This is a genomic window from Fibrobacter sp. UWB2 (assembly GCF_002210425.1).
Taxonomy (GTDB): domain Bacteria; phylum Fibrobacterota; class Fibrobacteria; order Fibrobacterales; family Fibrobacteraceae; genus Fibrobacter; species Fibrobacter elongatus.
Genome location: NZ_MWQK01000008.1, coordinates 1 through 19,998 on the forward strand (window position 1 = coordinate 1; position 19,998 = coordinate 19,998).

Annotated in this window: 22 protein-coding genes; 13 read left to right on the top strand and 9 right to left on the bottom strand. The window is 49.3% G+C overall.

Features of this window, described 5'->3' with window-relative positions; all coding sequences use genetic code 11:
- On the top strand, positions 1-527 hold a 527-nt coding region (locus B7982_RS14105; RefSeq protein ID WP_255396758.1), incomplete at its 5' end, for an acyl-CoA dehydrogenase family protein.
- 84 nt (positions 528-611) lie between these two features.
- Here B7982_RS14105 and B7982_RS14960 read toward each other — a convergent pair.
- Complete coding sequence (locus B7982_RS14960; RefSeq protein WP_158213020.1) at positions 612-764, bottom strand: hypothetical protein; 153 nt, start codon at positions 762-764, stop codon at positions 612-614.
- 564 nt (positions 765-1,328) lie between these two features.
- Between B7982_RS14960 and B7982_RS14115 the strand changes: the two genes are divergently transcribed.
- The 6 genes from B7982_RS14115 (at position 1,329) to B7982_RS14140 (ending at position 5,424) form a co-directional block, all read left to right on the top strand.
- The gene (locus B7982_RS14115; RefSeq protein WP_088661309.1) at positions 1,329-1,718 is read left to right on the top strand and encodes a hypothetical protein; all 390 of its coding nucleotides are present in this window, start codon (positions 1,329-1,331) and stop codon (positions 1,716-1,718) included.
- A gap of 378 nt (positions 1,719-2,096) precedes the next feature.
- On the top strand, positions 2,097-2,513 hold the full coding sequence (yidD, locus tag B7982_RS15255) for a membrane protein insertion efficiency factor YidD (RefSeq protein WP_088661348.1): 417 nt from the start codon (positions 2,097-2,099) through the stop codon (positions 2,511-2,513).
- Between the two features lie 65 nt (positions 2,514-2,578).
- A complete protein-coding gene (locus B7982_RS14125; RefSeq protein WP_233138588.1) occupies positions 2,579-3,103 on the top strand; it encodes an acyl-CoA dehydrogenase family protein in 525 nt (174 codons plus the stop codon).
- Between the two features lie 130 nt (positions 3,104-3,233).
- Positions 3,234-4,109, top strand: a complete 876-nt coding sequence (locus tag B7982_RS14130; protein ID WP_088661310.1) for a TIGR02172 family protein — start codon at positions 3,234-3,236, stop codon at positions 4,107-4,109.
- 2 nt (positions 4,110-4,111) lie between these two features.
- On the top strand, positions 4,112-4,741 hold the full coding sequence (locus B7982_RS14135; RefSeq protein ID WP_088661311.1) for a GNAT family N-acetyltransferase: 630 nt from the start codon (positions 4,112-4,114) through the stop codon (positions 4,739-4,741).
- A 71-nt stretch (positions 4,742-4,812) separates the two neighbouring features.
- Entirely contained in the window at positions 4,813-5,424 is a 612-nt protein-coding gene (locus B7982_RS14140; RefSeq protein WP_088661312.1) for a DUF4230 domain-containing protein, read from the top strand.
- Positions 5,425-5,514: 90 nt separating this feature from the next.
- Here B7982_RS14140 and tsf read toward each other — a convergent pair whose 3' ends face one another.
- Positions 5,515-6,396 (bottom strand): translation elongation factor Ts, encoded by an 882-nt coding sequence (tsf, locus tag B7982_RS14145; RefSeq protein WP_014545687.1) that lies wholly within the window; start codon positions 6,394-6,396, stop codon positions 5,515-5,517.
- Position 6,397: 1 nt separating this feature from the next.
- On the bottom strand, positions 6,398-7,138 hold the full coding sequence (gene rpsB, locus B7982_RS14150) for a 30S ribosomal protein S2 (protein ID WP_088661313.1): 741 nt from the start codon (positions 7,136-7,138) through the stop codon (positions 6,398-6,400).
- A gap of 245 nt (positions 7,139-7,383) precedes the next feature.
- Here rpsB and B7982_RS14155 point away from each other — a divergent pair, with 245 nt between their 5' ends.
- A complete protein-coding gene (locus tag B7982_RS14155; RefSeq protein ID WP_088661314.1) occupies positions 7,384-7,848 on the top strand; it encodes a hypothetical protein in 465 nt (154 codons plus the stop codon).
- Positions 7,849-7,918: 70 nt separating this feature from the next.
- Here B7982_RS14155 and B7982_RS14160 read toward each other — a convergent pair whose 3' ends face one another.
- The 3 genes from B7982_RS14160 to B7982_RS14170 form a co-directional block, all read right to left on the bottom strand.
- Positions 7,919-8,560 (bottom strand): hypothetical protein, encoded by a 642-nt coding sequence (locus tag B7982_RS14160; RefSeq protein WP_088661315.1) that lies wholly within the window; start codon positions 8,558-8,560, stop codon positions 7,919-7,921.
- 12 nt (positions 8,561-8,572) lie between these two features.
- Positions 8,573-9,364 carry a hypothetical protein gene (locus tag B7982_RS14165; protein ID WP_233138589.1) on the bottom strand — a complete coding sequence of 264 codons (792 nt, stop codon included), beginning with the start codon at positions 9,362-9,364 and terminating at the stop codon, positions 8,573-8,575.
- A gap of 324 nt (positions 9,365-9,688) precedes the next feature.
- Complete coding sequence (locus B7982_RS14170) at positions 9,689-9,910, bottom strand: hypothetical protein (protein ID WP_088661317.1); 222 nt, start codon at positions 9,908-9,910, stop codon at positions 9,689-9,691.
- A 20-nt stretch (positions 9,911-9,930) separates the two neighbouring features.
- Here B7982_RS14170 and B7982_RS14175 point away from each other — a divergent pair, with 20 nt between their 5' ends.
- Positions 9,931-10,641 (top strand): hypothetical protein, encoded by a 711-nt coding sequence (locus B7982_RS14175; protein WP_088661318.1) that lies wholly within the window; start codon positions 9,931-9,933, stop codon positions 10,639-10,641.
- A 100-nt stretch (positions 10,642-10,741) separates the two neighbouring features.
- Here B7982_RS14175 and B7982_RS14180 read toward each other — a convergent pair whose 3' ends face one another.
- Complete coding sequence (locus B7982_RS14180) at positions 10,742-11,551, bottom strand: alpha/beta fold hydrolase (protein WP_088661319.1); 810 nt, start codon at positions 11,549-11,551, stop codon at positions 10,742-10,744.
- 12 nt (positions 11,552-11,563) lie between these two features.
- On the bottom strand, positions 11,564-12,262 hold the full coding sequence (locus tag B7982_RS14185) for a DNA alkylation repair protein (RefSeq protein ID WP_088661320.1): 699 nt from the start codon (positions 12,260-12,262) through the stop codon (positions 11,564-11,566).
- Positions 12,263-12,673: 411 nt separating this feature from the next.
- On the opposite strand from B7982_RS14185, the gene B7982_RS14190 reads away from it, so the two are divergent.
- From B7982_RS14190 to purF, 4 genes are all read left to right on the top strand, one after another.
- Positions 12,674-14,365, top strand: coding sequence for a CTP synthase (locus tag B7982_RS14190; protein WP_088661321.1), 1,692 nt, complete (start codon positions 12,674-12,676; stop codon positions 14,363-14,365).
- 226 nt (positions 14,366-14,591) lie between these two features.
- Entirely contained in the window at positions 14,592-14,933 is a 342-nt protein-coding gene (locus B7982_RS14195; RefSeq protein WP_088639941.1) for a P-II family nitrogen regulator, read from the top strand.
- A gap of 55 nt (positions 14,934-14,988) precedes the next feature.
- Positions 14,989-16,254, top strand: a complete 1,266-nt coding sequence (locus B7982_RS14200; protein WP_088661322.1) for an ammonium transporter — start codon at positions 14,989-14,991, stop codon at positions 16,252-16,254.
- 246 nt (positions 16,255-16,500) lie between these two features.
- Positions 16,501-17,886 (top strand): amidophosphoribosyltransferase, encoded by a 1,386-nt coding sequence (purF, locus tag B7982_RS14205; protein ID WP_088661323.1) that lies wholly within the window; start codon positions 16,501-16,503, stop codon positions 17,884-17,886.
- Positions 17,887-17,984: 98 nt separating this feature from the next.
- Here the strand turns inward: purF and B7982_RS14210 are convergent, their stop codons facing one another.
- Positions 17,985-19,976 carry an NAD(+) synthase gene (locus tag B7982_RS14210; RefSeq protein ID WP_088661324.1) on the bottom strand — a complete coding sequence of 664 codons (1,992 nt, stop codon included), beginning with the start codon at positions 19,974-19,976 and terminating at the stop codon, positions 17,985-17,987.
- Positions 19,977-19,998: the final 22 nt, after the last annotated feature.

Sequence of the window (19,998 nt, forward strand, 5' to 3'; positions counted from 1 at the left end):
GCATGAACTCCGAATACGCAAACCAGAACAGCTACGACTGTATCCAGGTTCACGGCGGTTCGGGCTACATGCTTGAATACGCTTGCCAGCGCCTCTACCGCGACGCTCGTATCACCTCCATTTACGAAGGTACGACGCAGCTCCAGACGGTTGCAGCACTTCCGCACATCACCACCGGCAGCTACGGCCTCATGCTCGAAGAACTCGAAGCCATGGACGTTCGCCCGGAATACGAAAGCCTCAAGGCTCGCGCCAAGGCTATGGACGAAAAGTACAACGAAGCTATTGAATACGTGAAGTCCGTTGAAAACAACGAATTCACCGACCTCTGCAGCCGTCACTTGTACGAACTCGCCGCAAACTGCGTGATGACCCAGTTGCTCCTCCGCGATGCAACCAAGGCACCGGAACTGTTCGACAAGAGCGTGAAGGTGTACTTGAACCTCGCCGAAGCTGAAGTCGCAAAGCACTACAACTTTGTGAAGAGCCTCCGCGTGGAATCGCTCGAAAGCTACAAGCAGGCATAAGCCCTGCAGGATGTCATCCCCGCGAAGGCGGGGATCTCCCTTTACAAAAGAACCTCGGTGATAAACCGAGGTTTTTTCTTTAATTCACAAATCGGAGAAAACATCTTCCATCGGTTTTCCACGGCTTTCTATAGCATCGGCATAACCGCGTTCCATTTTGCGTTCGAACTCTTCGTCTGTTTCTAATAGAGCATCGCAACGCAGTTCATCGCTTGTATTATTTTCAGCATCACTCATACAACAACTACTTGGGAAAATCCCTAAAATAAAAATGTCTCCCACTGGGACACATCAACGAGAGGTGCGGGGAGTCCTGTCGCTACAAATATACCCCCATTTATCATTACACGCAAGAGGGCTTGCATTACGAAAAGGCGCAGACTCAATTGGGGCAGCGTTGTTTCTTTTCTAGGGGCGGGTAGGCCGGGCAAGCCGGGCGTTGCGGGTGCGGCGTTTGAGCACCCGCAGTGGGGGTAGCGTAAGACCTGGTCGGGGCGGGTTCGGAACAATATTCCCGAAGGGAATGACTATAAGGGCGGGGCCAGGGCTGGAGCGAGGGGGACTCTCCCCCCCCCCTTTATATAAATCGAGCACAAGGAGCGCGGCTACGCAGACAAGGACAACTTCGACTATGCGCCGGAAGATTTTGCCGACGCTATGGACAACTACAACCGCGTTCTCGAAGTCGCTGGCGACATCACCGCGAACATCGTCTTTTACATTTTCAAAAATTTACTTGACAATGTTTCCTTTTTTTTATATTTATGATAAAACACAACCGTAGCCCAAAAGGCTGTATTTATGAAAGAAATCATTGTAATATACGGCGACAATAATGTCGGAAAAACAACCGTAATTAATGAAATTTACGACGACCTCGTTAAAAAGGGAGCATCCATAAAGAACGCCAAAACACAGCAAGGTGGAAGTCGAATGGATTTCGACGCTGAATTGAACTATAATGGGAAAAACATAGCCCTGATGTCCATGGGCGATTCTGTCGGCAGTGTAACCACAGTCATTCGTAAATACAAGCAATCCGATATACTGATAACAGCATACAACACCAAACACGCCACATTAAGCCGTGAGTGGTTAAAAAATGCCCAAAAGATAACGATCGTGCGTAAAAGTTCCGCAACCAATTCGGACAACAGCAGCGTCTTGCAACAGGTTTTAGCTTTAATATAAACAAGTTCATCTCTTTACACTGTAGATGTCCTATGCAATTGTAAAGTTCACTTTTTTAGGACAAAAAGGAAATGATATGAAACAAGTTTGTGCAATGTGCGGGAAGGAACACATATCAAACGGATGCCTCGATACAGATGCTTTTGGAACTTACGGAGCTAGCGTAGGCGTAACGCCTCAAGCCAAAGTTCCATCAAATTATAGCACATGGGACTTTCTTAGAGACGAAGGCTTTAGCCCTAGCGACTATTTTTGCAAGCACTGTCGCGACCGACTTCTTAGAAAACATAAAGCTGTGTGCGGATGGACAAGTTTTTAGCAACGAATTACTTATCGGATGAGGCCTCAGAAGCGGAACGCTATGTCTTGAACAAAAAAATGACGCGTCCGCCTATTTCTTATTTTTCCATCGGCATTCACGCATTTATATTTCTGTATATCGTTATAGCCTCATTTTTTTTGATATTTTGCTTATGCCACTTTTGGGCATTTTTTTCATCTAATTGCCGTTCGTTTTGGACGAGCGAAAATTCAATTGTATTTTACATTGCCGTTACCATAATTTCCTTTTTCATTGCGCTCTCAATATTCTCTAAACGTATTTTGATTGGACTTATCCATGTTTATCAACGATACGCCCCTGAATCTCGTCGCAGAATGTGCCTTTTCAAGCCAACTTGTTCGGAATACGCCTTATTAGCGTTGAATAAATATGGTTCTATTCGAGGAACAATAAAAACAATTGACCGGTTAAAAAGGTGCAAAGGTGGCAAGTATCATATCGATTATCCATAAGCCCAAAACGCTTGTTCAAAAAAAAGCTACTTTATTTGGCGTAAGCCGAACGGTCGTGTGACCGCATGAACTCCGAATACGCAAACCAGAACAGCTACGACTGTATCCAGGTTCACGGCGGTTCGGGCTACATGCTTGAATACGCTTGCCAGCGCCTCTACCGCGACGCTCGTATCACCTCCATTTACGAAGGTACGACGCAGCTCCAGACGGTTGCAGCACTTCCGCACATCACCACCGGCAGCTACGGCCTCATGCTCGAAGAACTCGAAGCCATGGACGTTCGCCCGGAATACGAAAGCCTCAAGGCTCGCGCCAAGGCTATGGACGAAAAGTACAACGAAGCTATTGAATACGTGAAGTCCGTTGAAAACAACGAATTCACCGACCTCTGCAGCCGTCACTTGTACGAACTCGCCGCCAACTGCGTGATGACCCAGTTGCTCCTCCGCGATGCCACCAAGGCACCGGAACTGTTCGACAAGAGCATGAAGGTGTACTTGAACCTCGCCGAAGCCGAAGTCGCAAAGCACTACAACTTTGTGAAGAGCCTCCGCGTGGAATCGCTGGAAAGCTACAAGCAGGCATAAGCCTCGCTAACGCGAAATTGAAGGCCCCGACTCTGACGAGTCGGGGTTTTGTTTATATCCCAATTATTTTCTTTCTCATGCGCTATCACCCGAAAAATTGTATAGCTTTATAAATAGATGGAGAAATTTTATGGGAGCGAACAACGATTTTCAGAAGATTGATCTGAATGATTACATCCAGACGGGCGAAGGCGGGACTGCGCTCGCGTATACGCATAGGAACGGCAAATCGCTTGCAAAGTTGTACAATCCGGATTTTGACGCAAATACAATAAAAAATGAATTTTGGGCATCGCGGACGGCTTTCGAGTTGGGCATTTCTACACCGGAACCGTTTCGTTTGATTACGGAAGGCAAGCGTTTTGGCGGGGAATACGAGCTCATTCAAGGCAAGCGTTCTTTTTCGCGAATCATTTCGCAGGAGCCCGAACGGCTAGAAGAGATTTCCTTGGAATTTGCCCGCATGGCACGAGAGCTCCACGCAACAAAAGCAGATACTTCGCGGCTCAAGTCTTACAAGCAGATGATTACGCAGTTCTATTCCGAAAAGGATTTCGTACCGGAAGACTACAGAAATCGCATCTTGAAATTTTTGGATAAAGTTCCAGATACTGAGACTTGCCTCCATGGCGATTTGCAGATTGGCAATGCCATCACCGACGGAAAGAGGACTTTCTGGATTGACTTGGGTGGGTTCGGATACGGTGCTCCGGAATGGGACCTTGCACTTATGTGGAACTTGGCGCACATGCCAGATGCAGACAAACTAGACTTTCTTTTCCATCTGCCGTCTGAAACGATGAAAGCCCACTGGAACATTTTCTTCACGGCCTATCTCGGCACAAATGATCCGCAGTGCATCGAAGAGGCGACACGCCGACTTCCGCTATTTGCCGCAGCGAAAATTCCGTACATGTTCGGAATAGCGTTCCATAAAAATGTGCCCGAGGAATTTTTCGCTCTTCTCACTCAGATGTTGGACCAGTCAGACACAGGTAAGGAGTAACCATGAAACTCGAATTCGGTTTACAGACTCGCGAAGAACTCGACGAGGCGAGCGCAATTATGGCCAGGGCATACGAGGATTACGACTATGTCACACTCTATTTCCGTGATGCAGAAAAAAGCCGAAAGGGGGTGCAGATTTTTATGAACTGCGTCCTAAAAGCAAATTATGGAAAAGCAGATTTACTGGCAGCGCATCGGGACGGTAAGCTGGTTGCCCGCGCAACACTGGAGGCACCCGGCTTCAAGAAACCTTCCGCATTCCAATACATCATACACGGTTTTTGGCGAGTATACCTTAACACGAAATGGAGCGAAATCAATGGATTCGTGGCCATGGACGAAGGCGCCAGCAAGCCCTGCCACGATTTTCAGAAATCAGGGCCGGACATCTGGTATCTCAGCATGCTCGAAGTAGACCCGTCTGCACAGGGGCAGGGCGTCGGTTCGCAATTTTTAACTTATATAGAAGATTATGTACGAGAACGCGGCGGCAAGCAGTTGGCGCTATTCACAAATTCAAAAGAAAATCTCGCTTTTTACAGCAAGCGAGGATACGAGGTCTTCCACGAATGTGAAATCGAGCACAACGGCCGAAAAATCGGCAGCTGGAGCATGAAGAAGACGCTATAGACGAAAGAAATGACGACAAGAAAAATCCGATGAGCTTTACCTTTCGCATCTTTTTTGCATAAATTTATAGCATGAAACCCGCTCTAAAAATAATTGCAATTTTGCTCATCATTTGCGTTACAAGTGTAACGACTGCGCTTGTCATGAAAAAGCTGTACTCCGACACAAAACGGACGAGCATCACAAGCGAGTTTGTGGAGCAGCAAATTAGCGAGATTTCGGAGCTTGCGACCCTCCACCACCACTACCGCAAAAATGCAAACTACCAGGACGCGAAAAAACTCCTCGAATACATGCCCAACTGGAGAATCAACAAATCCATCAAGGAATTTTCGCTTGTTTATGAGGGCGATGTCAAGCTGGGTTACAATTTGAAGGACATCAAGATTCTTGTCGAGCCGAACACGCAAAGCATTTTTATTTATCTGCCGGAGCCCAGGATTCTAAGCCACAGCATCGATTTCGAGAGCATACAAATTCTTTGGGAAAAGCAAGGCTGGTTCAACAACATCCGCTTCGAAGACTTCAAGCAGTTCTTTATTTCTGAACAAAAGAAATACGAACAGGAGAACAGCGAGGAGCTCAAGCGCAGAGCACGCGAGCATGCGATGAAGTTAATCCAGTTGCGGCTCGGGACAACCATAGAACACGGCTACAAGGTCAATCTGGAGCAGCGCGAATAAAAACTGGCCGCCCCGCGAGGGACGACCAATTTAATTTTCGGTCTGGATCCTATCGCCTCTATCGAGGCTCCAGGATGACAGCAGGCGAACTTAGTTACCGCGTTCGAAGCGGATGAAGTTCACGACCTTCAAGCTGGTAAGGCCGAGCTGCTTTGCAACGACTTCCTGGAGGTAGTCCTTGACAGAGAGCTTCTTCGGGTTCTTTTCAGACATGAAGAATTCCTGGTCTTCGAGAACGATTTCCTTAAGGACCTTAGCCACGCGGCCATCAATCTGGCGCTGCATGAATTCAGGCTTGGTCTGCTTGCCAGAAGCTTCGATCTGAGCCTTGGCAATTTCCTTTTCCTTTTCGATCGTTTCAGCCGGAACTGCAGCATCGTTCAATGCAACCGGAGCGAAAGCAGCGGCCTGCATAGCGATGTCCTTAGCAGCCTGCTTGAGAGCAGCTTCGTCAGCAGAGCCTTCGAAAGCGAGTTCAGTGATAACACCGATCTTGCCCTTCATGTGGCTGTAAACGCCAAACACGGAGTTCGGAACCTTCTTGATTTCTGCAAACTTGCGGAAGTCAATGTTTTCCTGAATCTTCACGAGGACGTCCTGGAGGCGGTCATTGATCTTGACGCCATCGACGACAGCGTTCTTGAGATCTTCGACGGAAGCGATATCCTGCGTTTCAACAGCCTTGGTGGCCATAGCAGCGAGGGCAACGAAGTCGTCGTTGTTGGAAACCGGTTCAGTTTCGCAGGTGAGTTCGAAAGCGGCAGCCTTGTCAGCAGTTTCGATAAGGTAAACGCGGCCTTCCTTAGCAGCCTTGTCTGCGCGCTTTGCAGCGACAGCAGCACCGTGCTTGCGGAGGAGTTCAACGGCCTTGTCCATGTCACCGTCAGTTTCGACGAGTGCCTTCTTGCACTGCATCATGCCGACGCCAGTCTTCTGGCGGAGTTCGTTAACGAGGGAAGCGGTAATCTGCATATTACTTGTCCTCGCCGTTGTCGAACTTCTTCACTTCTTCCTTGGATTCCTTCTTGTCAGCAGCGACGCGCGGCTTGACGTTAGCAGCGATGTAGTCCACAATGAGCTTGAGGGACTTCACAGCGTCGTCGTTTGCCGGAATCGGGTAGTCCACGAGGGTCGGATCGACGTTCGTGTCGCAGATGCCGATGATAGGAATGTGGAGACGGCGAGCTTCTGCAACAGCGATCTTTTCGTGAGCGAGGTCGGTCACGACGAGAAGGCCCGGGAGGTTCACCATTTCGCGGATACCACCGAACACGTCGAGGAGCTTGGCGCGTTCACGAGTCTTGTCGAGGACTTCCTTCTTGGAGAAAGCCTGGAAGGTGCCGTCCTGTTCCATGGTGTCGATCTTGTCAATCTTCTTGATGGACTTGCGGACAGTCTGGAAGTTCGTGAGCATACCGCCCAACCAACGGTTGGTGACGGAGAACTGGTTGCAGGTAGCAGCAGCGTCGAGCACGCACTGACGTGCAGTCGGCTTCGTGCCAACGAAGAGCACGGTCTTGCCAGATTCAGAAATCTTGGCAGCAGCCTTAGCAGCTTCTTCGAGGAGGTCACGAGTCTTGGAGAGGTTGAGAACGTAGATGCCGTTCTTTTCTGCCAAGATGTACGGTTTCATTTTCGGATTCCAGCGCTGAGTCTGGTGACCAAAGTGGGAGCCTGCAGCAAGCAGATCTTCGACGGAAGGCAAATTAGCCATAGTATATTTTCCTTTTCGGTTGTTACTACCCGGACTGCAATTAAGCCACAAAGCGAAGTCAATATTAATTGTACCGCGCCACCGAAGCGACTCTTGCAAGCCGGTGATTGTTTATGCCCAGGCGATATTGCTTGGACGGGGGTAAATTTAGAAAAAACAAAATTTCATGTCTAGTCAATTTTTTCGTTTACACCTGCAACTGACATAACGATATGAGTATAGAACAATTCATCAAGGAGTTAACTATGCCGAAGAAAAAGCAATACCAAATCGTAAACGCTCGCGTAGAAGTGTTAAGCGGAGGTCCAGGGCCAGGAATCCTCGTTGCTGAGTTGGAACTTCTACCCCAAACCGCAAAAGGCAAGCCGCTTTTCCTTACCATCGATGAAGTCGACGGCATGCCAGCAATATTCAAGACAGAAACTTCCGTATTCGACTGGTTCATAAACGAGGCCGAACATGAAAGCGACCTGATTGAACTACAAAACAAAGCCTCGCTGTACGAAGGCGAAAGCTATGCCGAGCTCTTCGAGAATCACGAGGGGATCGAATGCTACGACGGGCTCCGCTACCTGATTTACGTGACGCGCGCTGAATGGAAGAATCTCAAGTCATTCATCAAGAAGACCAAGGGTAAGCTCCTCAGCGAAATTGAGATTCCAAAATCTGACGTCGAAGAGGACTGGGAAAACGGAGAAGAGGATTTTTAAAATCCTCTTTTTTTTGTACACAAAAAAGGAACGCACCGCGTTCCCTTTTTGCGTTCTTCAATGTTTTCCACTAGAATCCTAGTCCCTCCTCTCCACATCCGTACTGTTCCGCTTCTTTCGCGGCATCGTACAGAGCGAGTTCATCGAGCGTGGCGTAAATGCGATTTTCATCCACGTTATCAAGCAAAAAGTCAGCCTGAATCGAGATGGCATCGCTATCCAAGTTACAAATGACATCGCAGACTCGCCGCCTCTGCTCAAGAGAAAGACAATTAAAGACGACCCCAATAGACGACGAAGTATCGCCTTCCAAACGGGTGAAATTCACCCCCATGCTATTGCAGATTGCCGTGCGGAGTTCTTCGCGCATATTTGCCAAACGCTTCAAACTTGTTGTCCAGCTCATCTTGGGGAACTGCGAGACATACCGATCCAGACGTTCCCTGATGTAAGGCACGCTCCAATCAGCGAGTCCGTCTTTCCCGACATAAAATGTTTCTACGGGATAGCCCTCCCGCATGTAATCAACATCCACACTGACGACATCGCGCCGATAAGGGTCCACGAACATCTTGCCCTCGTTATCGCGGAACGGGAAATCCACAGTTTTCCCGTTAGTCTTGATTTTGACACGGATGTCGTACGCCGGGTGGAGCGCCAGCAGCATTTGTTCCACCTCGTCGCATATCCAGCGTTTTTTCCCAAAAAACATAGACTCTCCTTTTTACCGATACAGGTACGGCAGTTGCCTCATATTATTATAGAACGTCGTCATATTTGATTCCTGGCTATCCATCTTGTGGTTCGGATCGTCAATACGGATGCAGCGGATTGGGTAATAATAATCCTGTTTCAAGAGGACCCCTCTCATGGTTTCCTTAACCCCTTCCTGTTGCTCTTTCGTGTAATGGTTCGGTACAATCACAGTCGGGAATCCATCACTCGTCCAGACGACGCTCAGGGAGTCCACAAATTCCATAGAATCCTTCTCGTTATTGTAAAACCCGGACAGGTTCAGTTCAACCGTATCGACCCACCCATAAGTCTCTTCGTGCAGGCGAGCTCGCAAACGTTTCAAGCCGCTTGGGTCCAAAGAATCCACAACCTTAGTAGGGCTAAATGTCGGCCAATACATCAAATGCCCCTTTGGGGAGAAAAACAGCCCCGCATTCTGCTCCGCCGAGGCGATTTTCCAGCCCGCAGGACACGCATTGAGTCGCCCTATAGAAGAATAATAGCGCCCTCGTTCGCATGTGGAATCCAGGCAGAAACTGCAATGCGTCTTGTATCGCAAATTTTCCAGCATCAAGTGGAAAGTCACGGTATCACCACCCGCCACAAAGCCCGAATCGTGTTCCGACATGTCGCAGCCAGTATACCCAGCATACTTCAGCACTATATATTCATTGCTGTCGCGCGGGTCCACAAAGGTCTCGAGCTTCTGAAAATAGTAGCTATCAATATCCTTTTCAGGGCAATGCGCATAATTACGGGGAGGCTTCCACGAAATTTCCACCCTACTAATAAATATGGAGATTACCCCACCAATGATTAAGCCGATAGTAAACCACAACAACCACTCGCCTAAAGATGAGCCAAAGATTTTAAATGAAAGGGGTTTAAAGAGTTTCACGCGAACCTCCAAAGATGCATACACCATGATATCGATTCATCACAATCACATGTAAACACGTCAAACAAAAAATTTTTTGAAAAAAGCTCAACTTTTTCAGTTTACTTTTTTACTTTAACAGTCGATATATAACACGGCTATGATTTGGACGTCTACATTCTTCAATCTCAAAAGTTTAAAAAACTTTACAAAGAAAGTTTTCGGCTGTCATATTATGACATACCGGTTTGCTATATTTAGGAATATGAGATTGAATAAGATTTTCTCTGTTTGTTTTTCCTGCGCCTCCAACAGCGCAACATCGGTTTTTGCTTCTATAGGTCCAGCAAACGGCTTGACCAAATAATCAACATTTTCGCAATTCACGCCATAGTCTTTTGATAAAAAGTTATCAAAGGGCGTTTTGCCGTCTTTCCACAAGAATTTCACCTTCCCAAAGGAGATTGCTCATGCAGCACAACAACACCAAGGCCACCGCAGCCCAGATCAACAACCTCATCGCCATTGCCCAGGCCGCCCCGAGCGAATATGCCCACGACAAGGCGATTTACGCCCTTTGGGACATTTTCGGGGACTACTTCATGGCACTCGTCGCCAAGAACTCGTTCCTAATCAGCTCCGACTTTAGCCTCAACGGCTGCAGCCCCAAGGAACGCAAGGCCAACCTGGCCGGCGACGCCTATATGGTCTTCTGCAAGGCAGTGCAGGATTTCGACCCGACCTTGAAAGTTCCCTTCGAAGCGTTCTTCGCCCAAAAAATCAGCTGGCACATGGCTGACGAAAAGCGCAAAAACACCAAGTGCGACAAACAAGAAAAAGCCGAAAGCAGGCTGAAAAAAAACGATGACGAAGCCGACTCCATCATTGACAACGGCGATATGAACCCGTTCACCGGGGAACGCAACGTGCTCGAAAGCGACTACGAACAGTGCGAAATCATCGACATCATCAGGCTCCGCCTCGCCAACAGCCCCAAGATGCTCAAGGCATTCGACACCATGTACGAGGTGAGCCGCAATTGCGACAAGTACACCGACGTCGAAGTCGCCCAGGCGCTGCACTGCACCCGCGCCAACACAGGCAAGATCAAGAAGAACATCTGCAAGTTTTTGATCGACTGCGGGCTCGAAGACGAATGCCGCCTCCTCATGGCGGCGTAGTGCCTAGTCGATATCGTAAAATTCCATAGTAACCTCCTAGTTGAAAAAGCCCGGTGACCTTTGCGTCATCGGGTTTTGTCTTCAGCAAAAAAAATTTTCCCTACCCCTTCAAGAACGCCAGAATCCTTGCACGGTAATCCGGGGCTTCGTCATAGGCGGCATGGCCGTAGTTCTCGTAAACGTAGAGTTCTACCGGCACACCGTTTTGCTTTAGCACTTCTGCAATTTCGCGAGAGGCGATTACGCCCAAGACCTGGTCAAGTTCGGCGCCCAAAACGAGCGTCGGGCACTTGAGTTTTTCAAGTCCTGCAAAAGCATCGTATTCGAGGCAAGCGCGGGCAAGCACGCAGAATCGAGCCATATCCTGTTCAGTCGCATTCGTATTCATGCGCATCAGGCTCTTTTTGTACTTGCGGATTGTTTCGGCAGAAAAAACTTTATCTATAAAATTCGAGCAGAGGGCTTCGATATCGCGAGCTTCGGCGAGGCGTTTCCATTCCGTCATCACCGCGCGAGACATATCGTTCAAGCGAGCAGCACTGCAACCAAGCGCCAAGCGTTCGACCTTCTGCGGGTATTGTTCAGCAATGATTTGCGAAATCATGCCACCCTGCGAAATTCCAATGAAGCAGGCGCGTTCAATGCCCAACGCATCCATCGCTTCGGCAGTATCAGCCGCCATCTGTTCCATCGGATACGATTCACCGAAATTCTTTTTGCGGTCGAACATGTAGACCGTAAAATCGTCTGCAAATATCTTGTACGAATCCACCACCATCGAGGCAAGGCCCATCGTACTCTTGAGACTCATCCCCGGCAGTAACACGAGCGTACGCGCGCCCGTGCCAAACTTGAGGTAGTCCATTTCAAAATTGTCGGTTTTTACGGTCTGTACGGTATAATCAATCATATTTTAAAGATACTATAATTTTAAGGTCTTCAGATATGCTTTTTGCTCATCCGTGATGCGATAGCTTTCAATCGCCTTCTGGATAGTCTTGTTGTGCGTCCATGCATTGAGCACGCGTTTTTCAATGAACGGGAGCGTCGCCTCGTACTGCTTTGCAAGTGCCGTCGCAAAGAACCACGCCACCATCATATTGAGGTAATATTCCTCACTGCGGATTTTCGAAACCCATTTCAAAAATTTCGGATCAAAGTCATCATCCAAAAAGAACGACATCAAAGTTTCGATACCAAAGCGGACAGTGTAAACGTCCGTCACGGGAGCTTTCATCCAGCGTTCGACATCTTTCAAAAGTCGCTTGCGGTTCGCGGCCTTTGCAAAAACTTTCGGGCGCATCTGGTCGCAAGTTGCCCAGTTATCCACATACGGCAAGAACGCATCGATGTGCGACACGCAATCATCATAGTCCTTAATTAAAGACAAAATAAACGCATGGATTTGATTTTCGTCGTAATACTTGTGCGGGAGCGTGGTCAAAAATTTTTCCACGTCAGGATGGTTTGCAAATTCCTTTGCGATGGCTCGCAAATCGGGAGTGCGCACGCCGATAATCGACTTTGCATCCGTCGTCGGGATTAGCTTGCTATGGAAAGCCTTGAACTTCAAATCCTGTTTTGCGAAAAGCGCTTTTTGAATTTCGTTGATGATAGACATAAAAATACCTGATTAAAAAATAGTCACAAACATTGATAAAGGAATCGCAGAACACCTCGCGTCGCGCCAATCTTTTACATTTTCTTGTTTTAGAGAAAATTGCTTTACACAAAATGTAACAGTACAAAAATTGTTACAAAAAATTTCAAGGTTATTCTTGCCCACCGACACTTTTTTACTACATTATAAGTCCGATGAAAATATCGGACACCATCGAAGCTCACCTGTATTCAGCCGTTGCAACGATTTCGCAACGTCATCAGGCGACCCCCTCCGAACAAGCTATTAAGCACCCGATTTTTCCCCTCTTTAACTGTCTTTATCGTTTGGCAAAAGCTACTGGCTTTTGCCTTTATTTTTATACAAACTTTATAACAACCCCCGGCACAGTGGCCGGCAAGGAGACGCTACATGGCTAAGGCAACCGCAAAGAATTCGGCAAAGCAGCCTAAGTACATTTTTATCACGGGCGGCGTCGTAAGCTCGCTCGGCAAGGGAATCACCTCGGCATCGCTCGCGCTCCTCTTGAAGAGCCGCGGCTACAAGGTGTTCATGCAAAAGCTCGACCCGTACCTGAACGTGGATCCGGGTACGATGAGCCCTTACCAGCATGGCGAAGTTTTTGTGACTGACGATGGCTACGAAACCGACTTGGACCTTGGCCACTATGAACGTTTTGCAGGTGTGCAGTGTTCCAAGGCATCGAGCTACACATCGGGCCGTATTTATTCTTCCGTACTTTCTAAGGAACGTGCAGGCCATTACCTGGGCGGTACGGTACAGGTCATTCCGCACATCACGAACGAAATCAAGGATGCATTCCGCTCGGCAGCCGAAAGCGGTGCAGATATTATCTTGTGCGAAATCGGCGGTGTGGCAGGCGATATCGAATCGCTCCCGTTCCTCGAAGCAGCAAGACAGTTCCGTTTCGAAGTCGGTGTCGAAAACACCTGCTTTATCCACTTGACTTTGGTGCCGTACCTCAAGGCTGCAGGTGAACTCAAGACCAAGCCTTCGCAGCACTCCGTCGCCGAACTCCGCAACATCGGTATTTTCCCGGACATTCTCGTGTGCCGTACCGAAATGCATATTCCGCAGGAACATCTCGACAAGCTCGCACTTTTCTGCAACGTGAAGCCCGAATGCGTCATCGAAGAGAAGGACGTGAAGGATTCCGTTTACGCCGTGCCGCGCGAACTTTCCAAGCAGGAACTCGACTTGCGCGTTTTGGAACAGCTTCATTTGAGCGTTCACCCGATTGTACATTCTGAATGGGATAGCCTCGTCAAGAAAGCCACGCAGCCCAAGTACGAATGCACCATCGCACTCGTCGGCAAGTACATCGCCATTCGCGATGCCTACAAGTCCGTGCACGAAGCTTTGCAGCACGCCGGCATGGCCAACAACGCCAAGGTGAATGTGGAATGTATCGAAGCCGAAGAACTCGAAAAGAATCCGAAGCTCATCAAGAAGGCTGACGGCATTTTGATTCCGGGCGGTTTCGGAAGCCGCGGTGTCAACGGCAAGTGCACTGCCATCCGCTACGCTCGCGAAAACAAGGTTCCGCTGCTCGGCATCTGCCTCGGCATGCAATGCTGCGTGATTGAATTTGCGCGCGACGTTCTCGGCTGGAAGGACGCCAACTCCACCGAATTCGACGAAAATACAACGCACCCGGTCATCGACTTGATGGACGAACAGAAGAACGTCACGGAAAAAGGCGGCACCATGCGCCTGGGCGCTTACCCCTGCAAGCTCGCCAAGGATTCCAACGCGGCCAAGCTTTACAAGAGCGAAAAGATCAGCGAACGCCATCGCCACCGTTACGAGTTCAACTACAATAGCGAATTCCGCAAGGAACTCGAAAAGGCGGGACTCAAGATTGCAGGTACATCGCCCGACGGAAAGCTCGTCGAAATGGTCGAACTCAAGAATCACCCATACTTTGAAGCTTGCCAGTTCCATCCGGAATTCAAGAGCCGCCCGACAGATCCGCACCCGCTGTTTACAGGTCTTGTAAAGGCTGCCCTCGAGCAGAAAAAAGCGAACGGGAAAAAGCCTGCAGCGCCATCCGAAAAAGCGAAAAAGGCTAAAACAAAGTAATACAAACATGCTCACGAGACGCCCAAAAGCGTCTCGTTTCTTTTTACATTTTGTGAATTTAACGCAAAAATTGTAAATCTAAAATTTGTAATCGCGGCCAGCTCGGTTGCGATTTTTCTTTTACTTTTGGCGATTTTGAACGAATTTCGCCATTTTGATTTTTTGGCACGGGCTTTGCATTAGGGGTAGCGAACAAAAATTAAAAACCTCAAAAAAGGATACAAACATGAAGCTCGTCACAGCTTACATTCAACCAGAACGGCTTAACTTCGTAAAGCAAGCCCTTTACGAAAATAAGATTTACAAGATGTCCGTCACTAACGTACTTGGCTGCGGCCAGCAGAAGGGTTACAACCAACGTTTCCGCGGCGTTGTTACCGAAGTTAATTTGCTGAAGAAAATTTGCCTCAAGATTGCAGTGAACGACGAATTCGTAAAGCCATGCATCGACGCCATCATCAAGGGCGCACGCACGGGAGAAATCGGCGATGGAAAGATTTTCGTCACGTCGCTTGAACAGTGCGTTCGCATCCGCACGGGCGAAACTGGCCCGGAGGCGATTGGTTAATTCGGAATCAGGAATTCAGAATTAGAAACTAAAATTTTCAAAAAGGATTTAACAAATGAACGAAGTAGCAACAGTCGCAACCGTCAACGACGCCATCTTTATGACGGAAAACATTTGGATCATGATCAGCGCCATGTTGGTGTTCATCATGGGTCTCGGATTTGCATGTGTCGAAGCAGGCCTCGTGCGTGCTAAGTGCTCTGCAAACGTCGCCTTCAAAAACATCGCCGTGCCGGCAATCGGTATCACGATGTACGCTCTGCTCGGCTTTGGCCTTATGTACCCGGGCACATTCAACGGAATTCTCGGTTTCGCAGGCTTCGGCATTGGCGACTGGGCAAATCCGGCAAACTTTACCGCCGCTTACAACGGACACTTCACCCTGTTCACGGACTGGCTCTTCCAGGCAATGTTTGCTGCAACCGCCGCAACGATTGTGTCTGGTGCCGTTGCTGAACGTGTGAAGCTCAACTCCTTCCTCGTCTTCACCATCGCCTACGTGGCTCTCGTCTACCCGGTTGTCGGTAGCTGGACATGGGGCGGCGGCTGGCTCTCCACCTTCGGTGCTCACGGTTTCCACGACCTCGCCGGTTCTACCCTCGTCCACTCTGTAGGTGGTTGGGCAGCTCTCGCTGGTGTGATGATTCTTGGACCGCGTATCGGTAAGTATGTCGGTGGCAAGGTTCACGCTATCCCGGCTCACAACATTCCGCTTGCAACAATCGGTGTGTTCATGCTCTGGTTCGGTTGGTGGGGATTCAACGCCGGTTCTGCTCTTAACGGCGACCCGAAGGCTACTAGCTGGATTCTCGTGACCACGAACCTCGCTGCTGTCGCAGGCATCATCACCGCAACGCTTACAAGCTGGATCGTTTCCAAGAAGCCGGACGCCACCATGGCCCTCAACGGATGCCTTGCTGGTCTCGTCGCTATCACCGCTGGTGCAGACGTCGTGTCCCCGCTTTCTTCCTGGATTATCGGTGCTATCGCTGGTGTGCTCGTTGTCGGTGCAGTCTTCATGTTCGATCGCTTGCACTTGGATGACCCGGTCGGTGCTCTCTCTGTCCACCTCGTCAACGGTGTCTGGGGTACGCTCGCTGTCGGTATCTTCGATATCACTGGTGACTACACGCTCGGTACTCAGGCTGTTGGCGTCCTCGCCTACGCTGTCCCGTGCTTCGCCGCCGCAAGCCTCATCTTCTTCGTCATCAAGAAGACCATGGGTCTCCGCGTGACTGAAAAGCAAGAAATGCGTGGCCTTGACCAAGCTGAACACGGTCAAGAAGCTTACAGCGGATTCCAAATCTTCAGCAACATGTAGTTGCGCTCCCGCTTAAAAAGGTATCTCTGTTGACTAAAGTACCCCGGAATGAAAATTCCGGGGTTTTACGTTTTCTGTAAACCATAAAACGCACTTTTTCAGGAAACGCCTTTTCTAGTCCAAAAACGCCATCCATCTCTATTTGGCACATTTTTTGCTATTAAAATTCGTCCGTTTCCTCGCTTGCACCCGTCCGGGTGGGCTATGACCAAAAGGTAAGGGAAACATCCATTCATAAGAGGCATTATGCTCGAAGAATTACATGAAGAATGCGGCGTTATCGGCATCTATAACGGCGATAACGTGGCACGCAACGTCGCTATGGGTCTCTACGCATTACAGCACCGCGGCCAAGAAAGCGCAGGCATTGCTGTTACAGACGGCGATAAAATAAGAATCCGAAAATCCATGGGGCTTGTTTCCACGCTCTTGCGGGAACACAATATCGACGAATTACAAGGTTTTTCTGGCATAGGCCACGTACGTTACAGTACCACAGGCGCATCCACACTCGCAAACGCACAACCGATTCTCGTGAGCTGCAAATGGGGACAAATTGCCGTTGCACACAACGGAAACATCACCAATGCCAACGAGCTTCGCGCCGAAATGGAAGCTGACGGACATATTTTCCAGACAACGTCTGACTCCGAAATCCTCCTCCACGAAATTGCACGTACCCACGCAGATACTTTGGGCGAAGCAATCAAAAAAGCGATTACAAAATTCACAGGAAGTTTTTGCCTAGTCTTTATCAGCAAGGACACCATGTACGTTGCCCGCGATGGCTTCGGTTTCCGCCCGCTCTCCATCGCCCGCATGGGAAAATCCTGGTGCGTCGCTAGTGAGACCTGCGCATTCGACTTGCTCGGCGCCCATTACGTTCGCGACATCCAGCCAGGCGAATTCCTGACAATTTCACAGAACGGGCTCCACTCGGAACGATTCACGCAAAAAGACAGACTCGCACACTGCATTTTCGAATACATCTATTTCAGCCGCCCTGATTCCAAGATTTTCGAACAAAGTTGCGACAAAATCCGCCGCAAGATGGGTAAGCAGCTCGCCAAGGAATGCCCCGTCGATGCAGACATCGTGATTTCCGTGCCCGACAGCGCCACAACAGCAGCGCTCGGCTACGCACAGGCTAGCGGCATCCGATTTGAAATCGGCCTTTTGCGCAATCACTATGTTGGCCGCACATTTATCGATCCCACGCAAAACGTCCGCGAACAAAAAGTCAAGCTCAAGTTCAACCCCATCGTAGGCGTTCTCAAGAACAAGCGCGTATGCGTCGTCGAAGACTCGATCGTTCGCGGCACCACGCTTAAGATTTTGTCCAAAATGCTCCGCGATGCAGGCGCACTCGAAGTCCACATCCGCATTGCATCGCCTCCTGTAGCGCACCCCTGTTTCTTCGGCATGGATTTCCCGAGCCAGGGCGAACTTGCCGCAAGTTCCATGACTCCAGACGAAATTGCCAAAATGCTCGGCGTCGAGAGCCTCGGCTACTTAAGCGTCGAAGGCATGAAGGAATGCACGGGCGAGGGCGAAAATTACTGCGCCGCCTGTTTTGACAACAACTATCCAGACTACATCGGGATTGATACGAACAAGACCCGTTGCGGCTAAAGCGCAAACGCAAAAAGAATTCTCTGTTGACTAAACAACCCCGGAACGAAAGTTCCGGGGTTTCATGTATTACGGCAAAAATTTAAGGATTCTCTTTCTTAAAGCCAGTCCGCAAAACTTGCGTCACTTGGCATGCGCCAGTCCGCACGGGGCGAAAGTGAAATCGTTCCGACCTTCGGACCATCCGGAATGCAGCTTCGCTTGAACTGTTGCGTAAAGAATCGACGCACAAAGACCGTAAGCGCCTTTTCAATTTCTTCATCCGTAAACTTGCCCGCAAATGCGTACTTCGCAAGGAACAAAAGTTTTTGCGGAGCCGCACCGTACTTGGCAAAATGATAGAGGAAGAAATCGTGGATTTCGTACGCGCCCAAAATGCTTTCGGTCTTCTGCGCAATTTGTCCGTTATTATCGGCAGGCAAAAGTTCCGGCGACACAGGCGTATCGAGAATGTCGTACAAGACCTTCTTCAATTCCATAGCCGTTTTTGCATCGGCGCTAAACTTCAGCGAATTGTCCGCATACCAGTGTACGATATGGCGCACAAGCGTCTTGGGAATATCGCAGTTGACTGCATACATCGACATGTGATCGGCATTGTACGTACTCCAGCCAAGCGCAATCTCGGAAAGGTCGCCCGTTCCAATCACAATTCCGCCTTCGCTATTCGCAACATCCATCAGAATCTGCGTGCGCTCACGCGCCTGGACATTCTCATAAGTCACATCAAGCTTTTGCGGGTCATGGCCGATATCCTTGAAATGCTGGAGGCACGCATCCTTGATGCTTACAGTCCGCAGTTCAACGCCCAAAAGTTCCGCAAGCAAAACAGCATTGTTCTTCGTGCGCTTCGTCGTTCCAAATCCAGGCATCGTGAGCGACAAGATTTCCAACGCAGGGCGTTTCAGCAACTTGAATGTTTCTGCAACAACAAGCAATGCAAGCGTCGAATCAAGACCGCCCGAAAGTCCAATCACAGCACGCTTGGAGCGCGAAGCTTCCAGACGTTTCGCAAGACCTGCACACTGGATATTGAAAATCTCAGTGCAAGACTGATCGCGAGATTCTAGAGAGCCCGGCACAAATGGCGTCGGAGAAACAAATCGATATTGCAGTTTTTCGACAGCACGCAGGCCATCAAAACTTGCGGCACGCGCTACAATTTCTCGGCTATCGAAATCCTGGAACGAGCCTTCGCTCAGGCGTTGCATATTCAAGCGTTCGACATCGACATCTGCATAGACGATTTCCGTTTCGCGCGAGAACGGCTTACTTTCGGCAATCAACGAACCGTTTTCGGCAATCATCAAGTGACCGCTAAAGACCATATCCGTTGTCGATTCGTGAACGCCTGCCGATGCATACACATAGGCAGCCATGCATCTTGCCGACTGATTCAATACAAGATTCCTGCGGTAATCGCGTTTACCCACGAGAGCATCGCTTGCCGACAAATTCACAATTACATTTGCACCGGCAAGTGCAAGTTCACCACTCGGCGGTACAGGCGTCCACAAGTCCTCGCAAAGTTCAACGCCAACGCGAACTTCGGAACCCGCGCATTCGCTGCCGTTTTGACCAAGCGCACCACACTTTACGGTAAAGTAATTTGTCACCGGCACTTCGCCAACGCCATCGAAATAGCAACGGATTGCTCCAACAGAGCCGCCAACGGCACCACGCAACAAGTCGCGACCGCTCGAGAAATGGCGTTTCTCATAGAATTCACGCTGGTTCGGCAAATGAATCTTGGGCGTCACAGCAACGAGCTTGCCATGCTGCAAGAACGCAGCACAGTTGTACAAGCGCCCGAACATCCGCAACGGAAGCCCCACGGCAAGAACAACATCGCTATCGGCAAAAGCACCCGCGATTTTCAACAAAGCGTTAAAGCTATTTTGCAACAGCAGTTCCTGATGGAACAGGTCGCTACACGTGTAACCCGTAATGCACAGTTCCGGGAATACGACAAAAGCCGCCCCGTTAGAGGCAGCTTCCTTCGCACTTTTGATGATTTCCTCGGTATTGTAGGCCGTATCAGCCACCTTCAAGACCGGGGAAACGCTCGCAAATCGATAGAATCCAAACATATCTTTTTTGGTTATAAAACTC